This window comes from Sphaerisporangium sp. NBC_01403, assembly GCF_045040145.1.
Taxonomy (GTDB): Bacteria; Actinomycetota; Actinomycetes; order Streptosporangiales; family Streptosporangiaceae; genus Sphaerisporangium; species Sphaerisporangium viridialbum.
Map to the genome: position 1 here is coordinate 9,037,035 of NZ_CP109534.1, position 21,803 is coordinate 9,058,837.

The 21,803-nt window shown below is 61.7% G+C and carries 18 protein-coding genes and 1 pseudogene; 11 read left to right on the forward strand and 8 right to left on the reverse strand.

All coding sequences use genetic code 11. From position 1 onward, the window contains the following. The first annotated feature begins 89 nt into the window (after window positions 1-89). The gene (locus OG589_RS40765) at window positions 90-635 is read left to right on the forward strand and encodes a DUF4142 domain-containing protein (RefSeq protein WP_405144036.1); all 546 of its coding nucleotides are present in this window, start codon (window positions 90-92) and stop codon (window positions 633-635) included. Here the strand turns inward: OG589_RS40765 and OG589_RS40770 are convergent. From OG589_RS40770 to OG589_RS40780, 3 genes are all read right to left on the reverse strand, one after another. Further along, a complete protein-coding gene (locus OG589_RS40770; protein ID WP_405144038.1) occupies window positions 632-1,108 on the reverse strand; it encodes a DUF3037 domain-containing protein in 477 nt (158 codons plus the stop codon). The two genes, OG589_RS40765 and OG589_RS40770, sit on opposite strands and share 4 nt — an antisense overlap. A 260-nt stretch (window positions 1,109-1,368) precedes the next feature. Further along, window positions 1,369-2,016, reverse strand: coding sequence for an HAD family hydrolase (locus OG589_RS40775; RefSeq protein WP_405144039.1), 648 nt, complete (start codon window positions 2,014-2,016; stop codon window positions 1,369-1,371). Window positions 2,017-2,056: 40 nt separating this feature from the next. Beyond that, complete coding sequence (locus OG589_RS40780) at window positions 2,057-2,593, reverse strand: ATP-binding protein (protein WP_405144040.1); 537 nt, start codon at window positions 2,591-2,593, stop codon at window positions 2,057-2,059. A gap of 221 nt (window positions 2,594-2,814) precedes the next feature. On the opposite strand from OG589_RS40780, the gene OG589_RS40785 reads away from it, so the two are divergent. Continuing rightward, window positions 2,815-3,684, forward strand: a complete 870-nt coding sequence (locus tag OG589_RS40785) for a helix-turn-helix domain-containing protein (protein ID WP_405144041.1) — start codon at window positions 2,815-2,817, stop codon at window positions 3,682-3,684. Next, a complete protein-coding gene (locus OG589_RS40790) occupies window positions 3,681-3,902 on the forward strand; it encodes a DUF397 domain-containing protein (RefSeq protein ID WP_405144043.1) in 222 nt (73 codons plus the stop codon). Before OG589_RS40785 ends, OG589_RS40790 begins: the two co-directional genes overlap by 4 nt. A gap of 46 nt (window positions 3,903-3,948) precedes the next feature. On the opposite strand, the gene OG589_RS40795 is transcribed toward OG589_RS40790, so the two are convergent. Beyond that, entirely contained in the window at window positions 3,949-4,455 is a 507-nt protein-coding gene (locus OG589_RS40795; protein ID WP_405144044.1) for a hypothetical protein, read from the reverse strand. A gap of 518 nt (window positions 4,456-4,973) precedes the next feature. On the opposite strand from OG589_RS40795, the gene OG589_RS40800 reads away from it, so the two are divergent. The 3 genes from OG589_RS40800 to OG589_RS40810 all read left to right on the forward strand — a co-directional run bounded on the left by OG589_RS40800 (window position 4,974) and on the right by OG589_RS40810 (window position 9,000). Beyond that, window positions 4,974-5,651 (forward strand): hypothetical protein, encoded by a 678-nt coding sequence (locus OG589_RS40800; protein ID WP_405144046.1) that lies wholly within the window; start codon window positions 4,974-4,976, stop codon window positions 5,649-5,651. 65 nt (window positions 5,652-5,716) lie between these two features. Further along, window positions 5,717-7,165 (forward strand): transcriptional regulator, encoded by a 1,449-nt coding sequence (locus OG589_RS40805; protein WP_405144047.1) that lies wholly within the window; start codon window positions 5,717-5,719, stop codon window positions 7,163-7,165. A 98-nt stretch (window positions 7,166-7,263) separates the two neighbouring features. After that, window positions 7,264-9,000, forward strand: coding sequence for a DEAD/DEAH box helicase (locus OG589_RS40810; protein WP_405144049.1), 1,737 nt, complete (start codon window positions 7,264-7,266; stop codon window positions 8,998-9,000). Window positions 9,001-9,208: 208 nt separating this feature from the next. Here the strand turns inward: OG589_RS40810 and OG589_RS40815 are convergent, their stop codons facing one another. After that, window positions 9,209-10,510, reverse strand: coding sequence for a DNA cytosine methyltransferase (locus OG589_RS40815; RefSeq protein ID WP_405144051.1), 1,302 nt, complete (start codon window positions 10,508-10,510; stop codon window positions 9,209-9,211). A gap of 163 nt (window positions 10,511-10,673) precedes the next feature. On the opposite strand from OG589_RS40815, the gene OG589_RS40820 reads away from it, so the two are divergent. Next, window positions 10,674-11,105: a very short patch repair endonuclease gene (locus tag OG589_RS40820; RefSeq protein WP_405144053.1), complete on the forward strand. Its 432-nt coding sequence runs from the start codon at window positions 10,674-10,676 to the stop codon at window positions 11,103-11,105. Window positions 11,106-11,585: 480 nt separating this feature from the next. On the opposite strand, the gene OG589_RS40825 is transcribed toward OG589_RS40820, so the two are convergent. The 3 genes and pseudogenes from OG589_RS40825 to OG589_RS40835 all read right to left on the reverse strand — a co-directional run bounded on the left by OG589_RS40825 (window position 11,586) and on the right by OG589_RS40835 (window position 14,058). Then, window positions 11,586-12,521, reverse strand: a complete 936-nt coding sequence (locus tag OG589_RS40825; RefSeq protein ID WP_405144055.1) for a NaeI family type II restriction endonuclease — start codon at window positions 12,519-12,521, stop codon at window positions 11,586-11,588. A gap of 153 nt (window positions 12,522-12,674) precedes the next feature. Further along, window positions 12,675-13,881, reverse strand: a pseudogene (locus OG589_RS40830) (IS3 family transposase). Window positions 13,882-13,890: 9 nt separating this feature from the next. Beyond that, complete coding sequence (locus tag OG589_RS40835; protein ID WP_405144057.1) at window positions 13,891-14,058, reverse strand: hypothetical protein; 168 nt, start codon at window positions 14,056-14,058, stop codon at window positions 13,891-13,893. A 448-nt stretch (window positions 14,059-14,506) separates the two neighbouring features. Here OG589_RS40835 and OG589_RS40840 point away from each other — a divergent pair, with 448 nt between their 5' ends. From OG589_RS40840 to OG589_RS40855, 4 genes are all read left to right on the forward strand, one after another. Beyond that, the gene (locus OG589_RS40840; protein WP_405144059.1) at window positions 14,507-17,524 is read left to right on the forward strand and encodes a DEAD/DEAH box helicase; all 3,018 of its coding nucleotides are present in this window, start codon (window positions 14,507-14,509) and stop codon (window positions 17,522-17,524) included. 1,090 nt (window positions 17,525-18,614) lie between these two features. Then, entirely contained in the window at window positions 18,615-19,133 is a 519-nt protein-coding gene (locus tag OG589_RS40845; protein ID WP_405144061.1) for a winged helix-turn-helix domain-containing protein, read from the forward strand. Between the two features lie 47 nt (window positions 19,134-19,180). Then, on the forward strand, window positions 19,181-19,483 hold the full coding sequence (locus OG589_RS40850) for a hypothetical protein (protein ID WP_405144063.1): 303 nt from the start codon (window positions 19,181-19,183) through the stop codon (window positions 19,481-19,483). 376 nt (window positions 19,484-19,859) lie between these two features. Further along, window positions 19,860-21,803 carry an ATP-binding protein gene (locus OG589_RS40855; RefSeq protein WP_405144065.1) on the forward strand — a complete coding sequence of 648 codons (1,944 nt, stop codon included), beginning with the start codon at window positions 19,860-19,862 and terminating at the stop codon, window positions 21,801-21,803.

A 21,803-nucleotide genomic window follows, 5' to 3' on the forward strand; every position in this document is an offset into this window, starting at 1 on the left:
AATACGTCAACTTGTAGGACATGATCCACATATGTCACCCATTGGGAGGGAAGAGCCTGGAGAGGCTGAAACATCTTTAGGGGGCAGTGATGGCACTGCGCATTCCATTCGCGGCGATCGCGACGGCCGCCACGGTTGTCCTGCTGATGCTGGTGAGCGGCTCGCCGGCCTGGGCCAGGATCGAGATATCGAAACAGGACAGGCAGTTCCTGAAGCACGCGCATCAGGACAACCTCGCTGGGATCGCCGCCGGAAAGGCCGCTGAAGACAAGGGGAAGGCCGAGGTCGTCCGCTCGATCGGAGCCACAATCGCTGCAGACCACGCCAAGCTCGACACCTCGGTCAAAGAGACCGCGCGGCGCCTGGGGGTTTCGCTGCCCTCGGAGCCGTCGGCGGAGCAGAAGGCCGGACTGGAGAAGCTCACCGCCCTGTCAGGTTCGGCGTTCGACCGAGCCTGGCTCGCCGCGCTGATAGAAGACCATCGCACGGCTCTCGAGAAGATCAAGCAAGAGATCCAGAACGGCTCCTCGACGGACGTCAAGGCGGTCGCCGAATCCAGCAAGCCGGTCGTCCAGGGCCATTTGGACCGCTTGCTCGAGGCCCAGAAGACCCTGGGAGCCCTGCGGAGAAACTAAAGGGACGCTTCTGGCGCCAAGAGGCTGGTAGGCCTTTCGGAGATCCTGCACTGCTCTTTGCCGACAGTAACCTGTCGTGGTTGCGTCGCCGGATCGATGATCATTCGGTCGAAGATGATATCCAGGGCCGCTTCCGCGTGACCGGCGACGATGGAGGCCGGTGGGCTAAGCTGCACGATGTTCCGATGATCATGATGGAGCTTAAGTAGCCAGTCATCGGCGAAAGGGTGGCTACCCTCCGTTTCCAGCACCTCGCGGGCCTCAGCCACTTCACTACTCAACCGGACCAGGAATCGGTCTGTAACGTCGATGGCCGTGGGTAGCGCGAACCTTTTGATCCGTTCAGTGTTACTCAAGCGCCGTACGGCCCAGTCGCCCGTGTTCGGGTCACCGGCAATAGCACCGACGTTCACAAACTCCCCAGTTCGCGGATCAGGGAGACAGCGAACGATCGAGTAGATGTATCTGCTCACTGGATTACACACTCCCTTCAGCCCAGCGCTCGAAGACGATGCGCCACAGCAGGTGCTCGATACTCCAGGAACCAACCGAGCGTTGCCAAAGCTTCGTCGCTCACTGGCCACGATGCTGGCACGGCACCCAGGATGTTGACATCCGGCTACCGGCACGTCCGGGCCGCTACCAGCTTGCCGTACCCGGGGAGGGACATGTCGGCCGCGCTCCGTAACCTCGGTCAGAACGGTACCCCTCGATGTGTCTTTCGAAGGGGGACTCAGCGCACCTGGGGGAGAAGCGCGGCGAGTTCAGTGAGCGAGTGGACTTTCCAGTCGGCTGTGCGAAGGATCGTGGGGTCCTCGGCCCACAGGTGTCCCCAGGGGCCTCGGCGGATGAAGGCGGTCCGCAGGCCGGCTGCCTTCGCAGGGATGATGTCGTTGTCACGGTGATCACCCACGTACACGATCTCGTGTGGCTCGCCCGGAGCCATCTCGATGACGCGGGCGAAGAATCCCGGATCCGGCTTCGCGACTCCCCACTCCGCGGAGGTGGCGATCTGGTCGACGGGCAGCTCAAGGTCTCGTAGCAGCTTGGCCGCCCGCGCAGTCTGATTTCCCGCGATCCTTATCCACAGCCCGGCCCGGCGCAGTGTGGACAACGCGGGGCGCGTATCCGGATAGAGATCCTCCTCCTCGATCTGTTCGCCCAGCCCTGCCTCCTCGCGAAGACTGCGCTCACGGTGCAGGTCGAACCCGGGGCGGAAGTACTGGAAGGTCTCGGCGTTGTCCCTTCCCTCGGCCGTGACCGCTCCGAGGACCGCCGAGAAGGTATGCCTGGGCGCGCCGATCCAGTCAGCCCACGCACCGAACTCCCGGCTGTCGTCCAGCAACGTCTCACCGACGTCGAACACCACAGACACGATCACGTCGCCAGCCTACGCAGTTGGCACGTTGCCGCTGAAGCGCTCATTCGTCGGCTCGGCCGAGCCTGAACGGTTCGGCTCTCGCGCAGGGCGGCTCGCAATGAGGGCGAGAGTTGTCGTGATCGCCTCCGATGATTTTGATTCGTACGGCCTCGGGGGCGGGAAGGAGGCAGCGGACCTGCTTACCGATCGGGGTGAGTGCGACGTCCCATCCGGGAGCGAGCGCATCCAGCAGCCACAGGCCGCGCCCCGACTCGGCCTGGTCGTCATCGGGAGCCGTGCTTGAACGGACGGGCAGGCGAGCCGGGTTGGGGTCGTGGACCTTGACCCAGATCCCCTTGGGATCCTGCTCCACCTCGACCACGACCGGCGCCCAGTTCCCGCAGGCCCGTACGGCGTTCCCGATCAGCTCAGACGCGACCAGCCGGGTGGACTCGGCCGTCTCGCAGTCGACCCCGGCAGCAGCCAAGACCTTGAGCGTCACCTCCCGCACGGCCCGCAGGTTCTCCTCGCACACATTCATGTGCACAACGAACCCACCCGGCCTGGTGGCCAGATAGAACCCCAGGGCAGCTGTCACTTGATCTTCCGTCATGGTCGTCGGCCCCTCTGTCATATGACCCCAGCTCCGGGAAGACTGCGCCTATATCACACATTGAGTGCAGTTGATGACTCTCGGTGACAAGCGCTACGGCAGAGCATGGACCTCTAGCACCCACAGTCGCAAGGTTGTCACCCAAACTCGTTCATGATTTTCATGAGTACCGGGCTTGCTACTCGCCGTGATGGAACACTGCGCGTATGCCGAACGCGCGCCCAGTCCCTACCGTTCGCCGACGTCGGCTGGGGGAGTCCCTCCGCCGGTTCCGCAACGCCGCCGGCCTGAACCTCGACGACGCCGCCGCAGCCGTTGGGTGGAAAGCCCCGAAGCTGTCGCGCATCGAGAACGCCAACGCCCACATCCGCCCAGCCGAGGTAACAGCCCTGCTCAAGGCGTATGCCGTGACCGATCCCAAGGTGTTCAGTGCGCTAGAGGAGCTGGCTAAGGACGCGGGCAAGCGGGGATGGTGGCAGACCTATGGCGGGATCGTCGCACCGGCGTACGCGGACTACATCTCCCTCGAATCCGATAGCGACAGCATCCGCATCTTCGCTCCATTGCTGGTCCCGGGTCTTATGCAGACCGCCGCGTACGCCCGGGAGACCATCGCCGGCATCACCATGACGCGTACTCCCGAGGAGATCGCGGCCCTCGCCGAGATTCGACTCGCACGTCAGGCCGTTCTCACACGACCAAGCGGTCCGCTGAAGGTATGGGCGGTGATCTCAGAAGCGGTCCTGCACCAGCGCTTCGCGGTCAGGCCGGACACCATGCGGGATCAACTCCGCAGGCTACGAGAAGTCTCGGACCTGCCCAACATCACCTTGCAGATCATGCCTCTGGACGCCACCCCGCACCCTGGCAGCGCCGGCGGCTTCAGCCTGGTCGGCTTTCCGGACGCAATGCCTGACGTCGTCTTGTTGGAGAACCTCATCGGTGCCTCTTATGTTGAAGCTGTCGACGAGGTAAAGACCTTCGCCGACGCGTTCAACCGGATCGTCGCCACCGCATTGTCGGTGGACGACTCCGTGGCCCTGATCGCCCGCATGGAAGAAGGCACTAAGCCGTGAACGAGCTCGTGGTGGACCTGTACGCCTACGACCTCTCCGCCGCCAGGTGGCGCAAGTCCTCCGCCAGTGCGGCGGAGAACGACTGCGTTGAAATCACCGACCTCCCCGGCGGCGCCAAAGCAGTACGAGATTCGAAAGACCCCGATCGCGAACCCCTCAGGTTCACCTCCTCAAGCTGGGCCGTCTTCCGCCAGGGCGTGTGTGCCGGACAGTTGTGATTAAAAGGCGGTGACCCTTCGGTGATGCTTACGATGCCATCGGCCGTCAAGCAGCAGGTACAGCGGTCTGCGCTACTGCGTCGGCGTCGGTATAGCGCTTGAGGGAGAGCAGGTAACGCACGATCCGCAGCACCTCCTCAACAGGGCGAAGTCCTACGAAATGCAAGAAGGTGTCCGCAGCGTCGTTGAGACCAACTGCCCGGCAGGAGTCGACGATCAGGGGAATCTCGGTGATCGCGACTGTCATGCCGGCGTGGTGAAGGATCACTCGAACGTCGTTCATCTTCCCTTCTTCTGCATAGCGGGCAAGCTCGGTGGCGGCGGCCCATTCTGGCGCGGAGTGGCGCCGGTCCCCCTCTGATGGGGGGACCGGCACACCAAGCTTGGCGACGGAGGGGTCGGCGTCCAGCGTGGCAGGGGCAGCCAATGGCTGCATTTCCTCGGTGCGAACGGTCTCGGTAGCCGGCTCAGCGGGCAGGCTCAGCGTCGTAGGCTCCTCGGCATAGTCGTTAGAGGCCTGGGGCCGGAGCTGCGCAGCCTTGTGTACGGCCACCAGCGCTTCTCTGCTGAACGGCCTACCACTGGTCCCATCGGCCTGCCCGATGGCGGCTTTATAGAGCCTCTCTACGATCTTCCACTCAGGTACACGCCGGGCATGGAGGTAGCCGGAGAGAGTTGACGGGTCAACCCGAAGCTCCTGTCTCGCGATCATCGCGTGAGACGTGTCCTTACTGAGGAGGCTGCAAAGCTCGCCTAGCATCCGGGCGAGCTTGTATTGGTCAGGGGTTCGACCTTGGACGGGCTCTCCTGTGATCTGTCCTCGTGCGGGCAAGGCCTGACTCCTCCGCAGATATTGGTCGCATGTGTCGCGTGTGTCTCCAAGTGTGATGGAAGGGGCTGGATTGGGTGTGGTGAAGGTGTTGACACTTGCCGCAATGATCTAAAAACACTTCCTTAGCGGACGTCCACAGGCTCCAATGGAGGTCACCAAGTCACCGGTGCTTGGTCTGTATCGGACCGGCATGACGAGTGGTGCGCTGCCCAATCAACACAAAAGGAGGCCGGTACGCCATGCAGCTTCCGTCCTGGCAGACCCCGAACCTAGGAACGATGAAGCGGGCAGCCCTCTGGCTAGTCCAGGTCGTCGGTGAGGGCAACAGCTTTACGAAGGAGCAGCTACGGGATGCGTTCCGGGGAGTGGCACAGGTCGATCGCCGCATGCGTGACCTGCGGGACTTTGGTTGGAAGATCGACACCAACCGCGAAGACGTGACCCTTGAGGCGAACGAGCAGAGGTTCGTGACCATGGGCGAGCCAGTCTGGGAGCCTGGCAAGGCCACCAAGAAGGTCTCGTCCTCGATAACCGCGGCGCAGCGTCGTGAGCTCCTCGCGAGGGACGGCTACAAGTGCCGATCCTGCGGCATCGCGGCCGGCGAGGCCTACAGCAGCGACACTTACGAGACCGCACAGCTAGATGTGGCGCGGCGCCAGCTCACCCTGACGGACGGGACCGGGGCGGTCCAGTTGGTTATCGAGTGCAACCGCTGCCGAGTTGGTGGGCGCGAGCTTACCGTCGACCTCAATGAGGTAATGGGACGTATTCACCGGCTCTCAGCGCTGGAGCGCAAGATCATTGCAGGCTGGATCGCTGCGGACAAGCGAGAGTTCAGCGAGTTGGAGAGTCTCTGGGCGGCGTACCGTACGCTGCCGGCGGAGTCGCGGGACGAAGTCCGGGGCGGTCTGGGCTAGGCCAGTCTCAGCAGACATTACGGACAGTGGTCCCGCGAGTCTGCCACCCTTTCCGCAACACCGATATGACCAAGCTCTATCCGACGATTGAGGAAGCCATGCGAGTGGATTTCGGCACCCCGCCTCGCGCAGAGGAGAATCGTGCGCTCGTCGCACAGCGGCTCAAGGAGGCCGGGCAGGCCGGTGGTGTCCAAGAGACTCTGACGGTAGAGTTTCGCGGCCAGCCCCTGCATGCCGAGGTCATCGACATGCCAGTCAACGCGTTGTACTTCAACCCTGGCACGCACCGCATCCGGGCTCAGCGTAGCTTTGATCCAGTCCGCGATGAGGCGCTGGACGAGAACCCGTGGAGCGACGCCACCCAGGAGTATCTCGGCTACCTGTTGAAGTCCCTGCCGTCGGATCCAGCCAAGCGTGATCCCGACTTCGATGTCTTGAAGAACAGTCTCCGCGAGTTCAGGCAGAACGACCCCGGCCTCATCACTCACGAGGGCGTGCTCGTCAACGGCAACACACGGTGCGCAGCACTCAAGGAGCTCGGCTTCGGGTACATCCGCGTGGGCGTACTCCCTGAGTCGTGTACCTGGGCCGATGTAAGTGCTGTGGAACTGTCCTTGCAACTGCGAAAGGACCATCGGCGAGAGTACTCATACATCAACCGCCTGCTGGCGATCGACGAGCAACTGGCACTTGGTCGCCCAGTTAGCGAAATCGCTCGAGAGTTTCGTATCAAGACCGCGACGTGTGAGCAGGACATCTGGATCCTGAACACCTTGCGCGATTTGATTGGCCGCAGCCGCGACCTCAGTGTGCAGCTACGACTAATGGACTTCGAGGACCACCAGGAGAAGCTCCGGGAGCTACATCGGCGCTACGTGAGCGAGGCTGCAGTCAATAAGGAGAACGCGGACCTGTTGAAGGAGAGCAGACTGGCCGCGATCGTGCTGAACTTTTCCAAGACCGATGTCCGGCTCGTTGAGTTCGATTTCAGGGCGAGATACCTCGATCGCCGCTTGCCAGACTCTCTCAAAAGCGAGACTCCGGCTGCCCCAACTTCGACGGTGATCCCCGGGCTGAATCGGGTCGTTAGGTCCTCGGGCTCACAAGTAGCAGAGGCTCGGGCTCTCACCGACCTGCTCTTGAGAGCTAGGGCTGTCGAGACATCCGGCGAGCGGGCCCCTCATGAGAGGCTGGCCGAGGCGTCTCGGACCATCGCTGAGGCCAGGAATGCCTTTAACGAAGCGATGGCCACCGCCGGAAAGGATGCGCGGCTCCGTAAGCGCCGACAGGCTGCTCCCGACCGGATTAACGATGCATGTGACGACATCGAGCAATGCATCACCGATGTAGTAATGGCTCGCGCGTCCAACAGCCTGGATCAGGAGGCATTCGACGAAGCCATCGTGAAGTTGCGGGACGTGCTGGGCAAGCTAGCGGTCGAGTCCGCGCGCAGCATCAAGGTCCGCGGTGACGGTGTCTCCTGGCTGCTTGACGCAGTCGGCATGGATGCTTGATGAGTACGGACCAGCCCTCCCTCACGATCAGATTTGATGTAACCAGGACGAAGGTGGTCCTACGCACTGTGCCGGCGTATCAAGCTGATCTTGCACAGTTGGCCACCCGGTTCGCAGCAGGAAGCCAACGCGGCCCTCTGATCGCCGAGATCGAGCTCGAAGATTTCCTTGTCAGCATCAGCGAGCTCGCAATATGGTCCGCTGCGGAGAGCGTTGAATGGGAAGAAGCGCTCATCGAGCTAGTCAATGGTGTACTCGACGACGCTGAGGCAGCCGAGCGGCGCATTCAGGACGGCAGAGCTGCCGAAGGGATTGGCGAGGTCGAGCCGGATGAGGTTGTCCAATCCCTTGGCACGGACTGGACCGCCGACCTGACTGCCTTTCAATGCCGGGACATCGCTCGCCTGCTTTCTCTCCGGCACGGCGCGAACTTCAGCGTGCCCGGCGCGGGGAAGACTCGGGTGGCTCTAGCTGTCTTCGCGGCTTTGCGTGAGCGAGGCGAGGTTCAGCGCCTGCTCGTGGTGAGCCCCAAGTCCGCCTACGAAGCCTGGCAGTACGAGAGCACAGCCTGCTTCAAGGAGCCGCTCCGGGCGCAGGTCATGGATAAAGCACCCGACCCCGGTGCCGAACTGCTGATCGTGAACTATGAACGGCTGGACAAGTCACTGGCGAGCCTGGCGGCCTGGCTCAGGGCGGTCCCATCGGTCATCCTCCTGGACGAAGCTCACCGCATGAAGCTAGGAGCCCGAGGCGCCTATGGTTCTGCCTGCCTTGCACTAGGCCCGCTTGCCCGGCGTCGGCTGATCCTGACCGGTACCCCAGCGCCCAACGGCGCACGTGATCTTGAGAATTTGCTGTCTTTCGTATGGCCAGGCCATGGCCGGCGCGTCGTCACCGAAGCTGTCCGAGGTGGAGATCTCGCCTACGCCAGTGCTGTACTACGTCCCCTGTTCACGCGGACCACCAAACAAGAGCTGGGACTGCCTCCGTTCGAGCCCAAGATCAAGTACGTTGACCTCCCGCCTCTGCATCAGGAGATCTACGACGCTCTCGTCGGTAGCTATTCGGCGCGTGCCGAGGCATCTCGAGACGACTTCGACGCCCTCGGCAGAGCCATGCTCCGGCTGCTCATGGCGGCGACCACTCCGGCACTGCTGGTGGAGGGCACCAGTCGTTACGAGCCGTTGTTGTACCAGGTACCGCCTCTCCAGCCCTTGCCGGGTGATTCACTGTATGACTTGCTTCGAAACTTGCCGAGTTACGAGCTGTCGCCCAAGTATCAAGAGGCACGTGACATCGTCGCTTCTAACGTGTCCGCCGGCCGCAAGACCTTGGTGTGGTCAACGTTCGTACGGAGTTTGACAACCCTTGAGCGAATGCTTGTGCCCTACAATCCGGCTGCTGTGCACGGTGGTACTCCCGATCGTGCAGAGCAAATTCGGCGCTTCCGTGAAGACCCAGACTGCATGGTGCTGATCTCCAACCCTGCGACCCTCGGCGAGGGCATCAGTCTCCACCAGGTGTGCCACGACGCGGTTTACATCGACCGAGACTTTATGGCCGGCCGCTTTCTGCAGAGCCTCGATCGTATTCACCGTCTCGGTCTGTCACCGGACGCGGAGACGCGAGTGACGATCCTCGCCGCCAGAAAGACAGTCGACGAGGTCGTCGCCCTCAGGCTTGGGCAGAAGCTGGAGTTCATGGGGCGGATCTTGGACGACCCTGACGTTCAGCAGCTGGCCGATTTGCAGGAGGAGCCATCGGTTGCCGGAGGCATGGATATGGCCGATGTTCGTGCGCTACTCGGCCACATCGATGCTGCCGTTGCCCGTTGATCATCATTAATGCCGCATCGGTGATGGTATAAGCAATACCGATGCGGCATGGGCAGGCCCATCGGACGTAGTCGCCCCTGTCCACCCGGGGCTCAAACGGCCGCATATTGGCGACCTGGTGTGCGTTCGCATCCGTGCAGATGGCGAGTATGCAGTTCTCTGCTGATCCCGATAATGATCTTGAGGGAGGGGATCTGCTCTTCGCGCCTTAACTGATCTTGGAAATGCTGTCTCGCAGGTACTCGTGCCGGACGTGATCGCGTTGGCCAACGAAGGCTTTGAAGCCGCCAAGCTTGTAGGCGAGCATGCCGGTGCTTTTCTCTTCCTTAAGAAGTTCAAAATCACGACTGAGGAGGCTGATACGCTTGTCTATCTCTGGATCGTCGATCTCAAGGCCGACGTGCCTAACGATCTGAGCTGCTGTCATGAACTCACCCGTGTCCCGGAGCGCGCGGTAGACGAAGTCATGCTCAGGGTCTGGGTCAACGTCGTGCTTTTCCGTCTCGCGATTCAGCGCGGAAGCAATGGCGACACCAAGGGCTTTGGCAATGGGAGGTGGGAAAGCGTTTCCGATCTGCCGGTATCTCGCAGTCTTTGGTCCGGTGAACGTCCATTTGAACTCACCGTCATCCCACCCTTGAAGGAGGGCTACCATCTCGCAGGTGAGCTTTGGCCCAAAAGCCGTCATTGGCCTCTTCGGGGGATAAGGAGGCGCCATGTCATGTACACCATAGGCATCAACACCCAGTTCTGCCCAAGCGCGCTTGGCTCGGGTAGGACCGAGATCGGCTCCGCCGTGTTTCTTAGAGCCACCGACGATGGTGGGTGCAATAGCGTCGGCCTTCGCAGCCCACTCTTCCGCCCCCTTCCACCCGTTGGCCTTCATCAGCTCTAGTAGTGTTTCGCCAACGGTGGGGGCAGGCTTCTCTGACTTCTCGGGCCAATGGAAGTAAGCGAAGTCATCGGGTTTCATAGCGATAAGCACGAATCGGGGCCGGAGCTGGGGAATGCCATATTCTGAAGCATTAAGCAAGCGCCATTCAGCGGCATATCCGAATTCGCGGAGCCTGTCCATTACATGTTGCCGGTACCCCGCAAACCGTGGCATGCTCATTCCTCGGACATTTTCCAGAAGGAGTGCCCGAGGCTGAACGAGATTAACCTGTTCTACTGCCCAGGCGAAAAGGTCGCGTTCGTCCGTGGCGCCGAGCTGTTTGCCTGCAATGGTGAATGGAGGGCATGGTACACCACCTGCTAGAAGGTCAACCCCTCGGAATTCTGTTGGCTTCCAGTTGTCGGGGTCTGCGACGTCTCCAGAAACAACCCACGTGCCATCTTTGGCTTTTTCTGGATCGGTGACCGCGACTCTTCCTTGGAGTGCGTTCTCACGCAGAGTGTTGCATGCGTGTGGATCTAGCTCGAATGCTAGCCGGTGGGTGAAGCCAGCCAGGTGAAGTCCAAGCGCTTGGCCGCCGGCGCCGGCACAGATCTCGATGACCTCAAGAGTCATGTAGGGCACTCCTTTTGGGGTCTGGGCACGGCACGTGCGCGTCAGTAGTTGTATCTTTTTGAAGGAGACAGTGGATCGTGCGGCGACTGGTGGTTGTGTGGAGGGAAGCAGCAGAAATCAAGCCCGGAAGCAGGCCCACGCGAGGGGTTTGTATCCGGCGCCGATGAACGACGGCCGATCGCGGAACATGCAGGCCAACCGCCGGACGAACACCAAGCCGGAGGTAGCTCTGCGTAGCGCACTTCATCGGCTCGGCTACCGCTACCGCAAGGACTTCCGTTTGGACCTTGATGGTGTGAAGGTCCGGCCGGACATCGTCTTCACGGCTCGAAAGGTGGCAGTGTTCGTTGACGGCTGCTTCTGGCATGTCTGCCCGCAGCATGGGCGCCAGCCCACTACGAACGAGTGGTATTGGACACCAAAGCTGCAAAGGAACATGCAGCGTGACAGAGTCGTCAACGATGCGCTGGAGGTCGCAGGCTGGCAGGTCGTACGTCTCTGGGAGCATGTGCCTCTGCTGGCCGCCGTGGATGCAGTGGTCACTGCACTGAGCCCTGGGTCCGAACACACGTGCGACGTTAGTGCACAAGAGTGAGTGGGGCAGCCAGATGATGCGGTTGTCCCGGCAAAATCGCTGCCTTCTGGCGCCAGTGATGCGCAGGGAAGCAGCGCGCCAGTGGTAGAGGGTGGCTTTATGCCACTGGCGCCGACCTTGAAGGACTCGCTTGTACCTGCGCAAGCGAGAGACATCCATGGTGTCGAGGTCATGGTTCATGATGACTGGGCGGGCGTCGGGCTTGCAGGCATGTCTGTTGAAGTGTGACATGGTGACGGGTGCGGAACTGCACCCCGGTGGGCTCGCGGGGGAGCAGGCCGGATCCTTGGCCTTGCAGACTTGCGTACCCCATCGGTACCTGGCCTCGCTGCTGAAGTTGGCAGCGGTCCTTCTGGCGACGGCCTGGAGGGATGCTTGCTCGCAATATCTATCTGCCGTTTCCGCTAGCCAGAGTCTGGCGGAGACGTGTGGCGTCACTGCTGGTGGTCTATGAACTACGGGCGTCGTGCTTCGTGGCAGTCAGGTTTTGGGTAGCAGTGGGGCGTGCTCAACCGGATCATCGGCTGTGGCGACAACCCACTGCGCGCCGTCGAGTTCCATGTATGGCAAATCTTGGTGACGAAGTCGGCGACGCGCAAGCCTTGCGGCCACGAACTCGCCCGGTCCCGGTGCCGGCAGCCCCAACTTGACAGCAGCTTGGACATGGCTCTGGTACTGCCCGAAGATCACGATGCCCTCAGGACGCAGGTGCACCCTGGCGCCGTTCTTACTACCGCGTACCCGGGCCATGTAGTCCTCCTGGGTGGCAACGGTGGCCACCACAGCGCGGCTGATCAGGCGCTGCTGCACTCGACGGAAAAGCTCGTTGATCCGCTGCTGTCCGCTCTTCGGATTGAAGATCGCTTCGATGTCCCTGTTAGGAAGGCGGAGCAGGATGTTCTCTTGAAGCCGGGCATCCTTATGTAGCCAACGAATCGCTTCGCGGCCGATTCTGTTCAGGGTTCGCTTTGCATCTCGATTGGCGCCAGGGTTGAGATGCTCTTCGCTAGCACGGACGAGCCCGGCGCTCCAGCGGCTGGCTTGATCGCTTGCCCATAGACCAAGGAGAAGTCTCCCGCGTGCTTCAGGCGGGATCATCCACTCAGCAAGATTCTGTGAGTACTTGCAGTCGACCTCGACACCACTGATCGAGTAGTCGAGCAGGCTTCCGTCATCGAAGTCGAACTCGCGCTGCAAGTTGATCTCGACCAGTGTGCCGCAGTGCGTCTTCTCGGTCTTGTGCAGCTGGTCCCACCGGAAGCGGCCAGTGTGCTGACCGTCGAGCAGCATGTCGAAGGTCCTGCGGATGGCCCTCGCCATACGTTCGCCGTCATGGTCGTTACGGATCAGTTGGTCGTAGACCTTCACTAGCTCTGGGTCGGATGGCCCCATGCCAGGCAACATGTCGCTGATCACCTGGCGAATCTACCCGACAGTCCAGGCGAAAAGGACAATGCATGACCAAGCTCGGCGATCGCGGGAAATTGGTACTAGCCCGGCACTCGGACAAGGTTGGCGACGGCTTGCAGTGGATTTGCCCCGGTTTGGTAGACACGTCAGGGCTTGCGGCTATGCGGCAGCATAGTCGCCTTCTTGGTGGTTCTTGAGTGCGTGTCTCCGCTCGTACTGGGCGGGGCTGATCTGTCCGTTGGCGGAGTGACGGCGGCGGGGGTTATAGAAGCCCTCGATATAGGCGAACACTGCTCGTTCAGCCTCTGATCTGGTCCGGAACGTTCGCCGGTCGATCAGCTCGCATTCCATGGAGGCGAAGAAGCTCTCGGTGATCGCGTTGTCGAAGCACGTCCCGGTCCTGCCCGTCGATGGGCGGATGCCGGCCTGCTGGCATCGCTGACCGAAGGCGATCGAGGTGTACTGGGCTGGCTGCCCTTGTCGCTGTGATGGATCACTCCGGGGTCGGGGCGGCGCTGGTGAATCGCCATCGCCAGCGCGTCGGTCACCAACTCGGTGCGCATGTGGTCGGCCATCGCCCACCCGACGATCCGGCGTGAGAAGACGTCCAGGACCACCGCGAGGTAGAGGAAGCCCTGCCAGGTCGGCACGTAGGTTATGTCCGCGGTCCAGACGCGGTTCGGCTGATCGGTGGTGAACTTCCGCCTGACCAGGTCGGCCGCGGCGGCCTGCCTGCTGGGGATCGTCGTCCGGCAGCCCTTGCGGCGGGTCACACCGGTCAGCCCGGCCGTGCGCATGAGCCGGGCCACCCGCTTGCGGCCGATGTGGATGCCGTCGATCTCGCGCAGGTCGGCATGGATGCTCGGCGCGCCGTAGATCTCATCGGACGCCGTGTGGTGCGCACGGATCTTTTCGGCCAGCTTCGCATCACGACGGGCACGAGCCGACGGACCGCGCTGCAGGCGCTTGGTCCAGGCGTAGTAGCCCTGGCGCGACACACCCAGCACCCGAGCCAGCAGGGAGACATCGTGGTGGTCCTTCTCCGCATGGATCAGCCGGAACCTCATCTCGGCAGATCCGTCTCCCGCGCGAAGAAAGCCGCGGCCTTGCGCAAGATCTCCTTCTCCTCGCGGAGGATCTTGTTCTCCCGCCGCAGCCTGGCCAGCTCGTCCTTCTCGGCGCTGGTCAGACCGTCCTGGCGGCGGCCATCATCGAGATCTGCCTGGCGCACCCAGGTACGAATCGACTGCGCAGAGGGCTCGAACTCCTTGGCGAGTTCCTCCGGCGATCGTCCCGCGCGCACCAGTTCCACCATCTGCCGGCGGAACTCCGGTGTGGAGTTGCCCCGGTTCGATAGACACGTCATGGCTTGCGACTACGCGGCAGCATAGTCGAGGGTTTGGGTGTTCTTGAGCGCGTGTCGGCGTTCGTATTCGGCAGGGCTGTCGGCCTGGCGCACCCAGGTACGGATCGACTGCGCGGAGGGCTGGAACTCTTTGGCCAGTTCCTCCGGCGTCCGCCCCGCGCGCACCAGTTCCACCATCTGCCGGCGGAACTCCGGCGGAACTCCGGCGGATAGTTGTTCGGCACAGCAGACTCCTTCTTCCGGAAACCAGGGTTCCTCAGAGATCAGGTGTCCACCAAACCGGGCCAACTCCAGCCTTCTACATGGGGCACATTGTCCCTCTCCCCTGGCGACGTCTCGCGTACCGATCGACGCGGGGCGCCGCCAGTTCCCCTCACTACTGAACCGAACACAGGCCGACCGTGGTGCCTCCATCGGCGAGGCAGCCCTCAGCGTCCGTTGGTCGTCGCCTCGATCCAAATGAGACAAAAGCCGCATATAGGAATCAAGGAGCCTCTTGCTGAGATTCGGGTCCCCCTGAACCCGTCGAGGAAACGATCTTCATGGTAAGGCTTGGGCTGTTGGTAAAGTTGTCAGTGCATGTTTTTGAATTAGCTTCTTGAGTCATCAGTTCATGTGAGGCGTTATGGGATTGGATGTCCCCGGCCGGCGGTCCAAACAGTGCGACATCGGCGGCAACATCGCCTGGCGCCTCATGGCTGCGGATGGGGCCGACGAAGACGTAGACCACGGCCAGGTCCTCGCCTCCTTCGATGAAGCCTTCCGGTTCCGCCAGGAGGATCCGGAACGGAGCGTGGTCGGCCTGCGCGAGCCCCAGCTTGGAGCTGTATACGCGGTGCTGGGGCATTGGGCGTCAAGACGGTCTCAGCCTGCAACGGTCGTCATGCCCACAGGGACAGGCAAGACCGAGACCATGGTGGCCCTGCTGGTGGCCGGGCGAGTCGAGCGTCTTCTGGTGATCGTTCCTTCCGACGCCTTGCGGGATCAGATCGCGACCAAGTTCGAGCGACTTGGGCTGCTGAAAGATCTCGGCGTGGTCGCCGGATCAGCCCTGCGGCCGATCGTCGGACGGGTGAAACGGGGCGTGCAGGATCCTGCCCTGGCTCGCGAGTTCGCGGCGCATTGCAACGTGATCGTGGCGACGCCATCCGCTTTGCAGCACTTTTCCCCAGAGGCGAGAGATGCCCTGATCGAGGCTTGCACCCATCTGTTCATTGACGAGGCGCATCATGTAGCCGCGCAGACGTGGCGCGAGATTCGTGATCAATTCAGCGGAAAGCGGGTTGTTCAATTCACGGCAACCCCGTTTCGCAGTGACGGCGCTGACCTCGGCGGCCGATTCGTGTTCAGCTTCTCCCTGAAGGACGCACATCAGCAGCGTTACTTCTCGAAGATCAAATATGCTCCCGTGATCAATCTGTACGAGCCCGACCACGCCATCGCGGAACGGGCCATCGAACTGCTTCGCGAGGATTTGGCCGCCGGCTATGACCACCTGCTTATGGCCCGGGTCAACCGGATCGGGCGCGCCGAGGAAGTCATGCCGCTCTACCAGGAGCTCGCGCCCGACCTGAACCCGGTCATTCTGCACAGCAAAGGCCGCAAGACAGATCTCAGAGCTGCGCTGGACGCGCTGAACGCCAGGACCAGCAAGATCGTGGTGTGCGTCGACATGCTCGGTGAGGGCTTCGACCTGCCTGCGCTCAAGGTCGCCGCGATCCACGACCAGCACAAGAGCCTCGGCATCACCTTGCAGTTCGTCGGCCGGTTCGCCCGCGTGGCAGGCGATGCGATCGGGACGGCGACCGTCGTCGTCAACCGCACCGAGCCCCAGTTCGACGAGAACTTGAAGAAGCTGTACGCCGAGGACGCCGACTGGAACGACGTCATCGAGATCCTCTCCGCACACGCAGTCGGCGAGCAGGAAGAACTCAGCGAGTTCGAAGAAGCCTTCTCCAGCCTGCCCGACGAGGTCTCACTCCGGAACATCGCACCGCGGATGAGCACCGTCGCCTACCGCACCAGCACTCTGCGCTGGAAGCCTGAGGTACTCGCACCCTTCTTCGGCGACCGGCTCCTCACCTACCCAGTTGCGATCAACGAACGAGACCGGGTCGCCTGGCTCGTGGCACGCGAGCGAACGCCTGTCGCCTGGGGCACGGTGAAGAGCCTGGAGGACATCACTCACGATCTCTACATCGTGTACTGGGACAGTACGCACGGACTGCTCTACATCAACAGCTCCAACACCGACAGCGTTCACAAAGAACTCGCCGAGGCGATCGGCGGCCAGGACGCCACCATCATCAAAGGGCCAGCCGTCTACCGGATCATGGCGAAGATCCGGCGATGTGTGCCGACCAACGTCGGGACCCTCGACGCCCGAAACCGCAGCCGCCGCTTCCAGCTCGCGGTTGGCGCCGACGTCTTGCTCGACTACCCCGAGGCGGAAAGGCGCAACAAAAGCCAGACCAACATATTCGTCAGCGGCTACGAGGGCGGAGAACGCGCCAACGTGGGCGCTTCTCTGAAAGGGCGCGTCTGGAACTACGGCGCGGCCCCCACGCTCAAAAGCTGGGTCGACTGGTGCGACGACGTCGGCGCGAAACTCACCGACGAGACCGTCGATCCTTCAGACGTCCTCAAGGGATTCATCATCCCCACCGAGGTCACCGACCGTCCCGAGCTCGTGCCGCTGGCCCTGGAATGGCCGACCAAATTCTTCTTCGACACGACCGAAGCCGTCGAAATCAAGCGCGGAAACTTCAGTTGGCCACTGATCGACGCCGGCCTCGCCGTCACCACCTTCACCCGTGAAGGCCCAATCGGCTTCACCCTGCAAACGCCACACTGGAGCGCCGACTACCAGATCACCATCACCGACGGCCGCGCCAGCTTCACCTGCGACGGGCCCGAACCCACAGTCGTCACGAGCCGCAAAGCCCAGCCGTTCAGCGAATACATCAATCAGCACGGCATGCGGGTCGTCTTCGAGGACGAAGCGATCCTCGAACCGGACATGCTCCTCATCCGCCCGACAGGAGGCGTGGCACCCTTCAGCCCCGAACGGCTCCAGATCATCGACTGGACCGGCATCGACCTGAGAAAGGAATCTCAGGGTGTCGAGCGTGACACCACCTCCATTCAGGCTCGGGCCATCCAGCACCTTCTTAGCGTGGCCGACTGGGACCTCGTCATCGACGATGACGGCCCAAACGAAGTCGCCGACATCGTCGCCGCCCGTATCGAGGGCAAGCAGCTCCATGTGAACCTCGTCCACTGTAAATACGCCCATGCCGGCGTCCCCAGCGCCCGTATCGACGATCTGTACGAGGTGTGCGGACAGGTCCACAAATCCACCAAGTGGAGGCACCGCCCGACTCGGCTCTTCGAAAACCTGATCCGCCGTGAAGGCCACCGCCGAACCGGCGGCAAGTCGGGACTGGTGAAGGGCACCGACCAGACGCTCTACGAGCTCGCCCAGCGTGCCCCGCTCCTTCAACCGAAGTTCACCATCACCATCGTCCAACCAGGCGTCTCCAAGGCACGCGTATCCGAAGATCAGCTTCACCTGCTGGCCTGCGCCGAGATGTACGCGATGGACACCGCCAACAGTGTCCTCCAAGTGATCGTTCATCCCTAAGTGCCAGCGCGGGCTGACAACCCGGATGCCCAGCCGGAAAGCCCCGCCACCCGTTAGCACCCCGCGTCCAGCCGATACATCGGCTTCGATCTGCTCGACCCCGCTAGGGGCTCTTCTCATACCGACACGCCGTCACGATCCCGGAGCTGACCCTGATCCTGGGTTGGAGTCACGAGTGGCCGCTGTGCTCCGGCATGAGCCTGGTGTCAGACAAGCGCGGGCACCCGCCCGCGAGCAGCGGCTCGGCTGGGGCGAGCCGCTGCTCCCGATCGAGCCGGACATCAACCATGCCGATCGGGATGAAGATTCAAAAGATCCGATCGGCCGAAGCGTCGGCGGCCGACATCTTCGCCCAGGCGTTGAGACCGGCCCCGTAGGCCGCTGCTAGCAAGTGTTAGCAAACACCCTCGGAGGCAGACCGGCCCGGGGGTGTTTTTGCAGGTGGGCCGCCAGGGACTCGAACCCTGAACCTAGGATTAGAAGCCGGACGAAGATCGCCTCCTGACATCTACGGCTGTCCATACCCCCAGCTCAACCCGAAGCGTCTCTAGACCAACTTCCACAGACGTCTACGGGCATCCATGGATGCTGTTAGCAGGCGCGTTAGCAAGACCACCGGACGGGCGAACCGCGCTCGCCGTACCCGGCACCGCACAGCCCGTCGGCCTCGGCCGACACATCAACGTCTCGGCCATGGTCTGCACCATGGATCGCAACAGATCCGGATCCTGGGTCTGAAGCTGCTTCGCCAGCCAGGTTGCGGGGTCCACACTGTCGTTCACGGCCATCGCCTTGTTCTCCTTCGATCTTGGAACATCGAAAGGATCACGCGATGGCCTTCCTCATTTCACGACGCCACACTGTCTTCCAGCGGAAACTCGTACACCACCTCCGTGGACGCAACCGCGCCCATCCGTCAGTGCAATCTCGGTGCCATGGAATGGTTGGCCCGGAAAGATCTCTCTAGAACGGATCTTCTCCCACTAGAGAGCTTCAAAGGTGAGGGTTAGGTGTCCTCACCTGTGGGTGAGCTGGCAGCCGGTTGTTGAGGTGTTACGCCCGGGTCATGAGGTATCCCGATGGTGGTGGGTTGACCGCAGAGCAGCGATTACGCCGGGAGCAGGTGCGGATGCGGGCGGCGGACCGGTTCGCCGAGGGTGCCACTGACGTGCAGGTGGCGGCCGAGTTCCGGGTCTCGCTGATGTCGGCCGGCCGGTGGCGGCGGGCGCTGGAGAACGGCGGACGCCAGGCGTTGGTGTCCAAAGGAGCCGGCGGGGCGGTGTGCAAGCTGGATGATGCCCAGCTGGCGCACCTGGAGCAGGTCCTGGAGGCGGGGCCGATGACCTACGGCTGGCCGGACCAGTGCAGGACCTTGGCCCGGATCGCCGAGGTGATCGAGAAGGTCTTCAAGGTGGGCTACACCCTGGGCGGGGTGTGTTACCTGCTGCACCGGCTGGGCTGGAGCTGGCAGGCACCCGCCCGGCGCACCGCCGAACGCGATGAGCAGGCCATCGCCGGCTGGAAGGACGAGCAGTGGCCGATCATAAAAGGCTGGCGGCGCAGCAAGGGGCATGGCTCTGCTTCGAAGACGAGGCCGGGCAGACCCTGAGGTCGCACAAGGGCCGCACCTGGGGCTGCAAGGGACAGACCCCGATCGTGTCGTTACCGGTCAAGGGCACCGGCAGGGTGTCTGTCGCCGGGCTGATCGCCACCCTGCCGGGTCACCGGCCGCGGCTGATCTACCGGATGCGGCAGCACCGTGGCCGTAAAGCCGAACGCAGGGGTTTCTCCGAGGCCGATTACGCGGCGTTGTTCGATGCCGCTCACCAGCAGCTCGGCGGGCCGCTGGTAGTGGTGTGGGACAACCTCAACACCCACACCTCGGCCGCGATGCGAGCTCTGATCCAGGCACGGCCGTGGCGACGGTCTTCTATCTGCCCGCCTACGCTCCGGAGCTGAACCCGGTCGAGGCTGTGTAGGCGCACCTGAAGAAGAGCCTGGCCAACCTCGCCATGCGCACCGTCGACCAGCTGATCGCGGCGGTGAAGAACCGGCTCAAACGCATGCTGTACCGCCCCGCCCTCATCACAGGCTTCACCGCCAAGACCGGCCTGGACTTCCACCCACCCTAACCCCAGCCATTAAGCCTCTCTAGCAGCGGTGCATCATGCGGACGGGCAGAGTAGCCGGTTGCCAAAAGCCGACATATCAGTCATCGCAATTACTAGCAGCTTAAACCGTACATACTGGACAATGCAGCTGATTCGTGAGCTCGCTCGGCCAGTCTCAGTACGTGCCCATTGGCCACACCGCAGTAGAGAAGTAATGTCTGAGCATGGAAGCGGGCGTAGGTAAGGCAGCATCTGAGGAGGAGCTGGTGGAGCTCCTCGTCTCTGGGGCGACAGAAGGCGCTCCTGTGGAGACCAGTCTCAGGACGGATCAGCGAGTTCTCGCGCGCGTGACAGACGGTATCTATCGTCAGCCGGCCGCCGCTCTTCGCGAACTTATTTCCAACGCATATGATGCAGATGCGACACGGGTCACCATCCGAACAGAGCGGCCAGAGTTCCGACGCATGAGCGTGGACGATAATGGCAACGGCATGAGTCCGAAAACCTTGGTACGCCTGCTACATCATATTGGTGGCAGTACAAAGCGCACCAGTATGGGAGCGGACTTTGGTGTCACTGACATAACTAACCCCGATGTAAGCCCAGGCGGCAGGCCGTTAATCGGCAAAATCGGGATTGGCCTTTTCTCGGTAGCGCAGCTAACGCAAACATTCCAGATTGTGACTAAAACCAGAGGGGACGATCATCAGACGGTCGCAAGTGTTCTCCTCAGGCAATACACCGAGGGACTGAGGGAGCTCGAGGACTCCACTTATGAGGCCGGAAAGGTTCGAGTGTGGCGTGAACCTGTGCCGGATACTGAGAAACAGGGAACGTCTATAGTCCTAACGGCAATCCGTCCTCAAACGCGCGAAACGCTTAGAAGCATCCAGAAATGGTCGTCTGTCTTCGCGAGTGAAGACGAGATCACCAAGCGAATGAAGCCACCACGATACCACGTGGGTATCGTTGACGAGGCCCGTCCTAATTATTTAAAGGATCTGGGTAGAGGCGAATACACGGAGCTACCATGGAAGCTTGGGGATGAGGGGCCTTCTGCAATGCGGGAGGTGGTTGGTTCAGTTTGGAGAGCACTGAATGAAGGCATTCCGAACCCCAGTATTGAAGGGCTCTTTGACGACTACCTTCAGATGATCTGGTCGCTCAGTCTTGCTGCACCTTTGCCATACTTGAATGGCCACCCTTTCGACCTGAAGTCCACTAGAGATCTAAAGATATACTCTATCGACGCACGGAGGGGAGCCGAACCCAAGCCCATTGCTCTAGATGGGTCGATAGCGCTTCGCGAGGTGGCTGGGCTAGGAAGTAAGGTCAAGGAATGCCAGGACTTTGAAGTACAGATTGATGAAGTCTCGCTGCTGCGACCGATTAGCTTCACTAGGTTTGCGACCACTGGCGCCACCCTCCAGGATTCTCTACTCTTTGTTGGCCGTCATCGCGAAGAGTTCCCTGCCTATGACGTGGAGATGAGTGGAGGTCCGCTCGAATTTCAAGCGTACTTCCTGGTGTCCCCGAAGATCGTACCCGTCGAGCACCGCGGAGTGAAGATACGTGTCAATGACGCGAGTGGGCTGCCATTCGATAGCAAGTTCATGGATTTCCCTGTAGCAGAAGGGCGTAGGCTTGCGCAGATTACATGTGAGATTTTCGTAACCGAGGGCTTTGATGGGGCTCTCAACATAGATCGTGAATCGTTCAACTACTCCCACGCTCATGTGCGAGCGCTGACTAAGTGGCTTCACCTAGCGCTGAGGAAAGTCATTGCAGAGGAGAAGCGCCTTGGTGAGCGCGCGAGGCGTTCTCGTCGTCAGACGGAGGTGGCTAACGCTGCGGAGCAAGCGGCGGCTATCGTCGATCGCGTTTGGGGTGACCGCGCGGATGTCCTTGTCGCGGATCCTCCGCCAGTCACCATCATTGGCCGCAATCAGCCACGTACGTCAGATTCGGGTGGCTATATCTTCACTGACCGTGTGGTTGGTGAAGTTGTAGGTCCTAATATGCAGCAGCGCAAGGAGAAGGCCTCTCAACTCGTAACTGCGATCACCCAAGTCCTTGCGGCATATAATCTTCTAGACGCTCTAGACCCTGAAGATCAAGAAGATCTCCTTGTCGCCATTCGTGAGATTGCGGAGGTACTTGTCTCATGA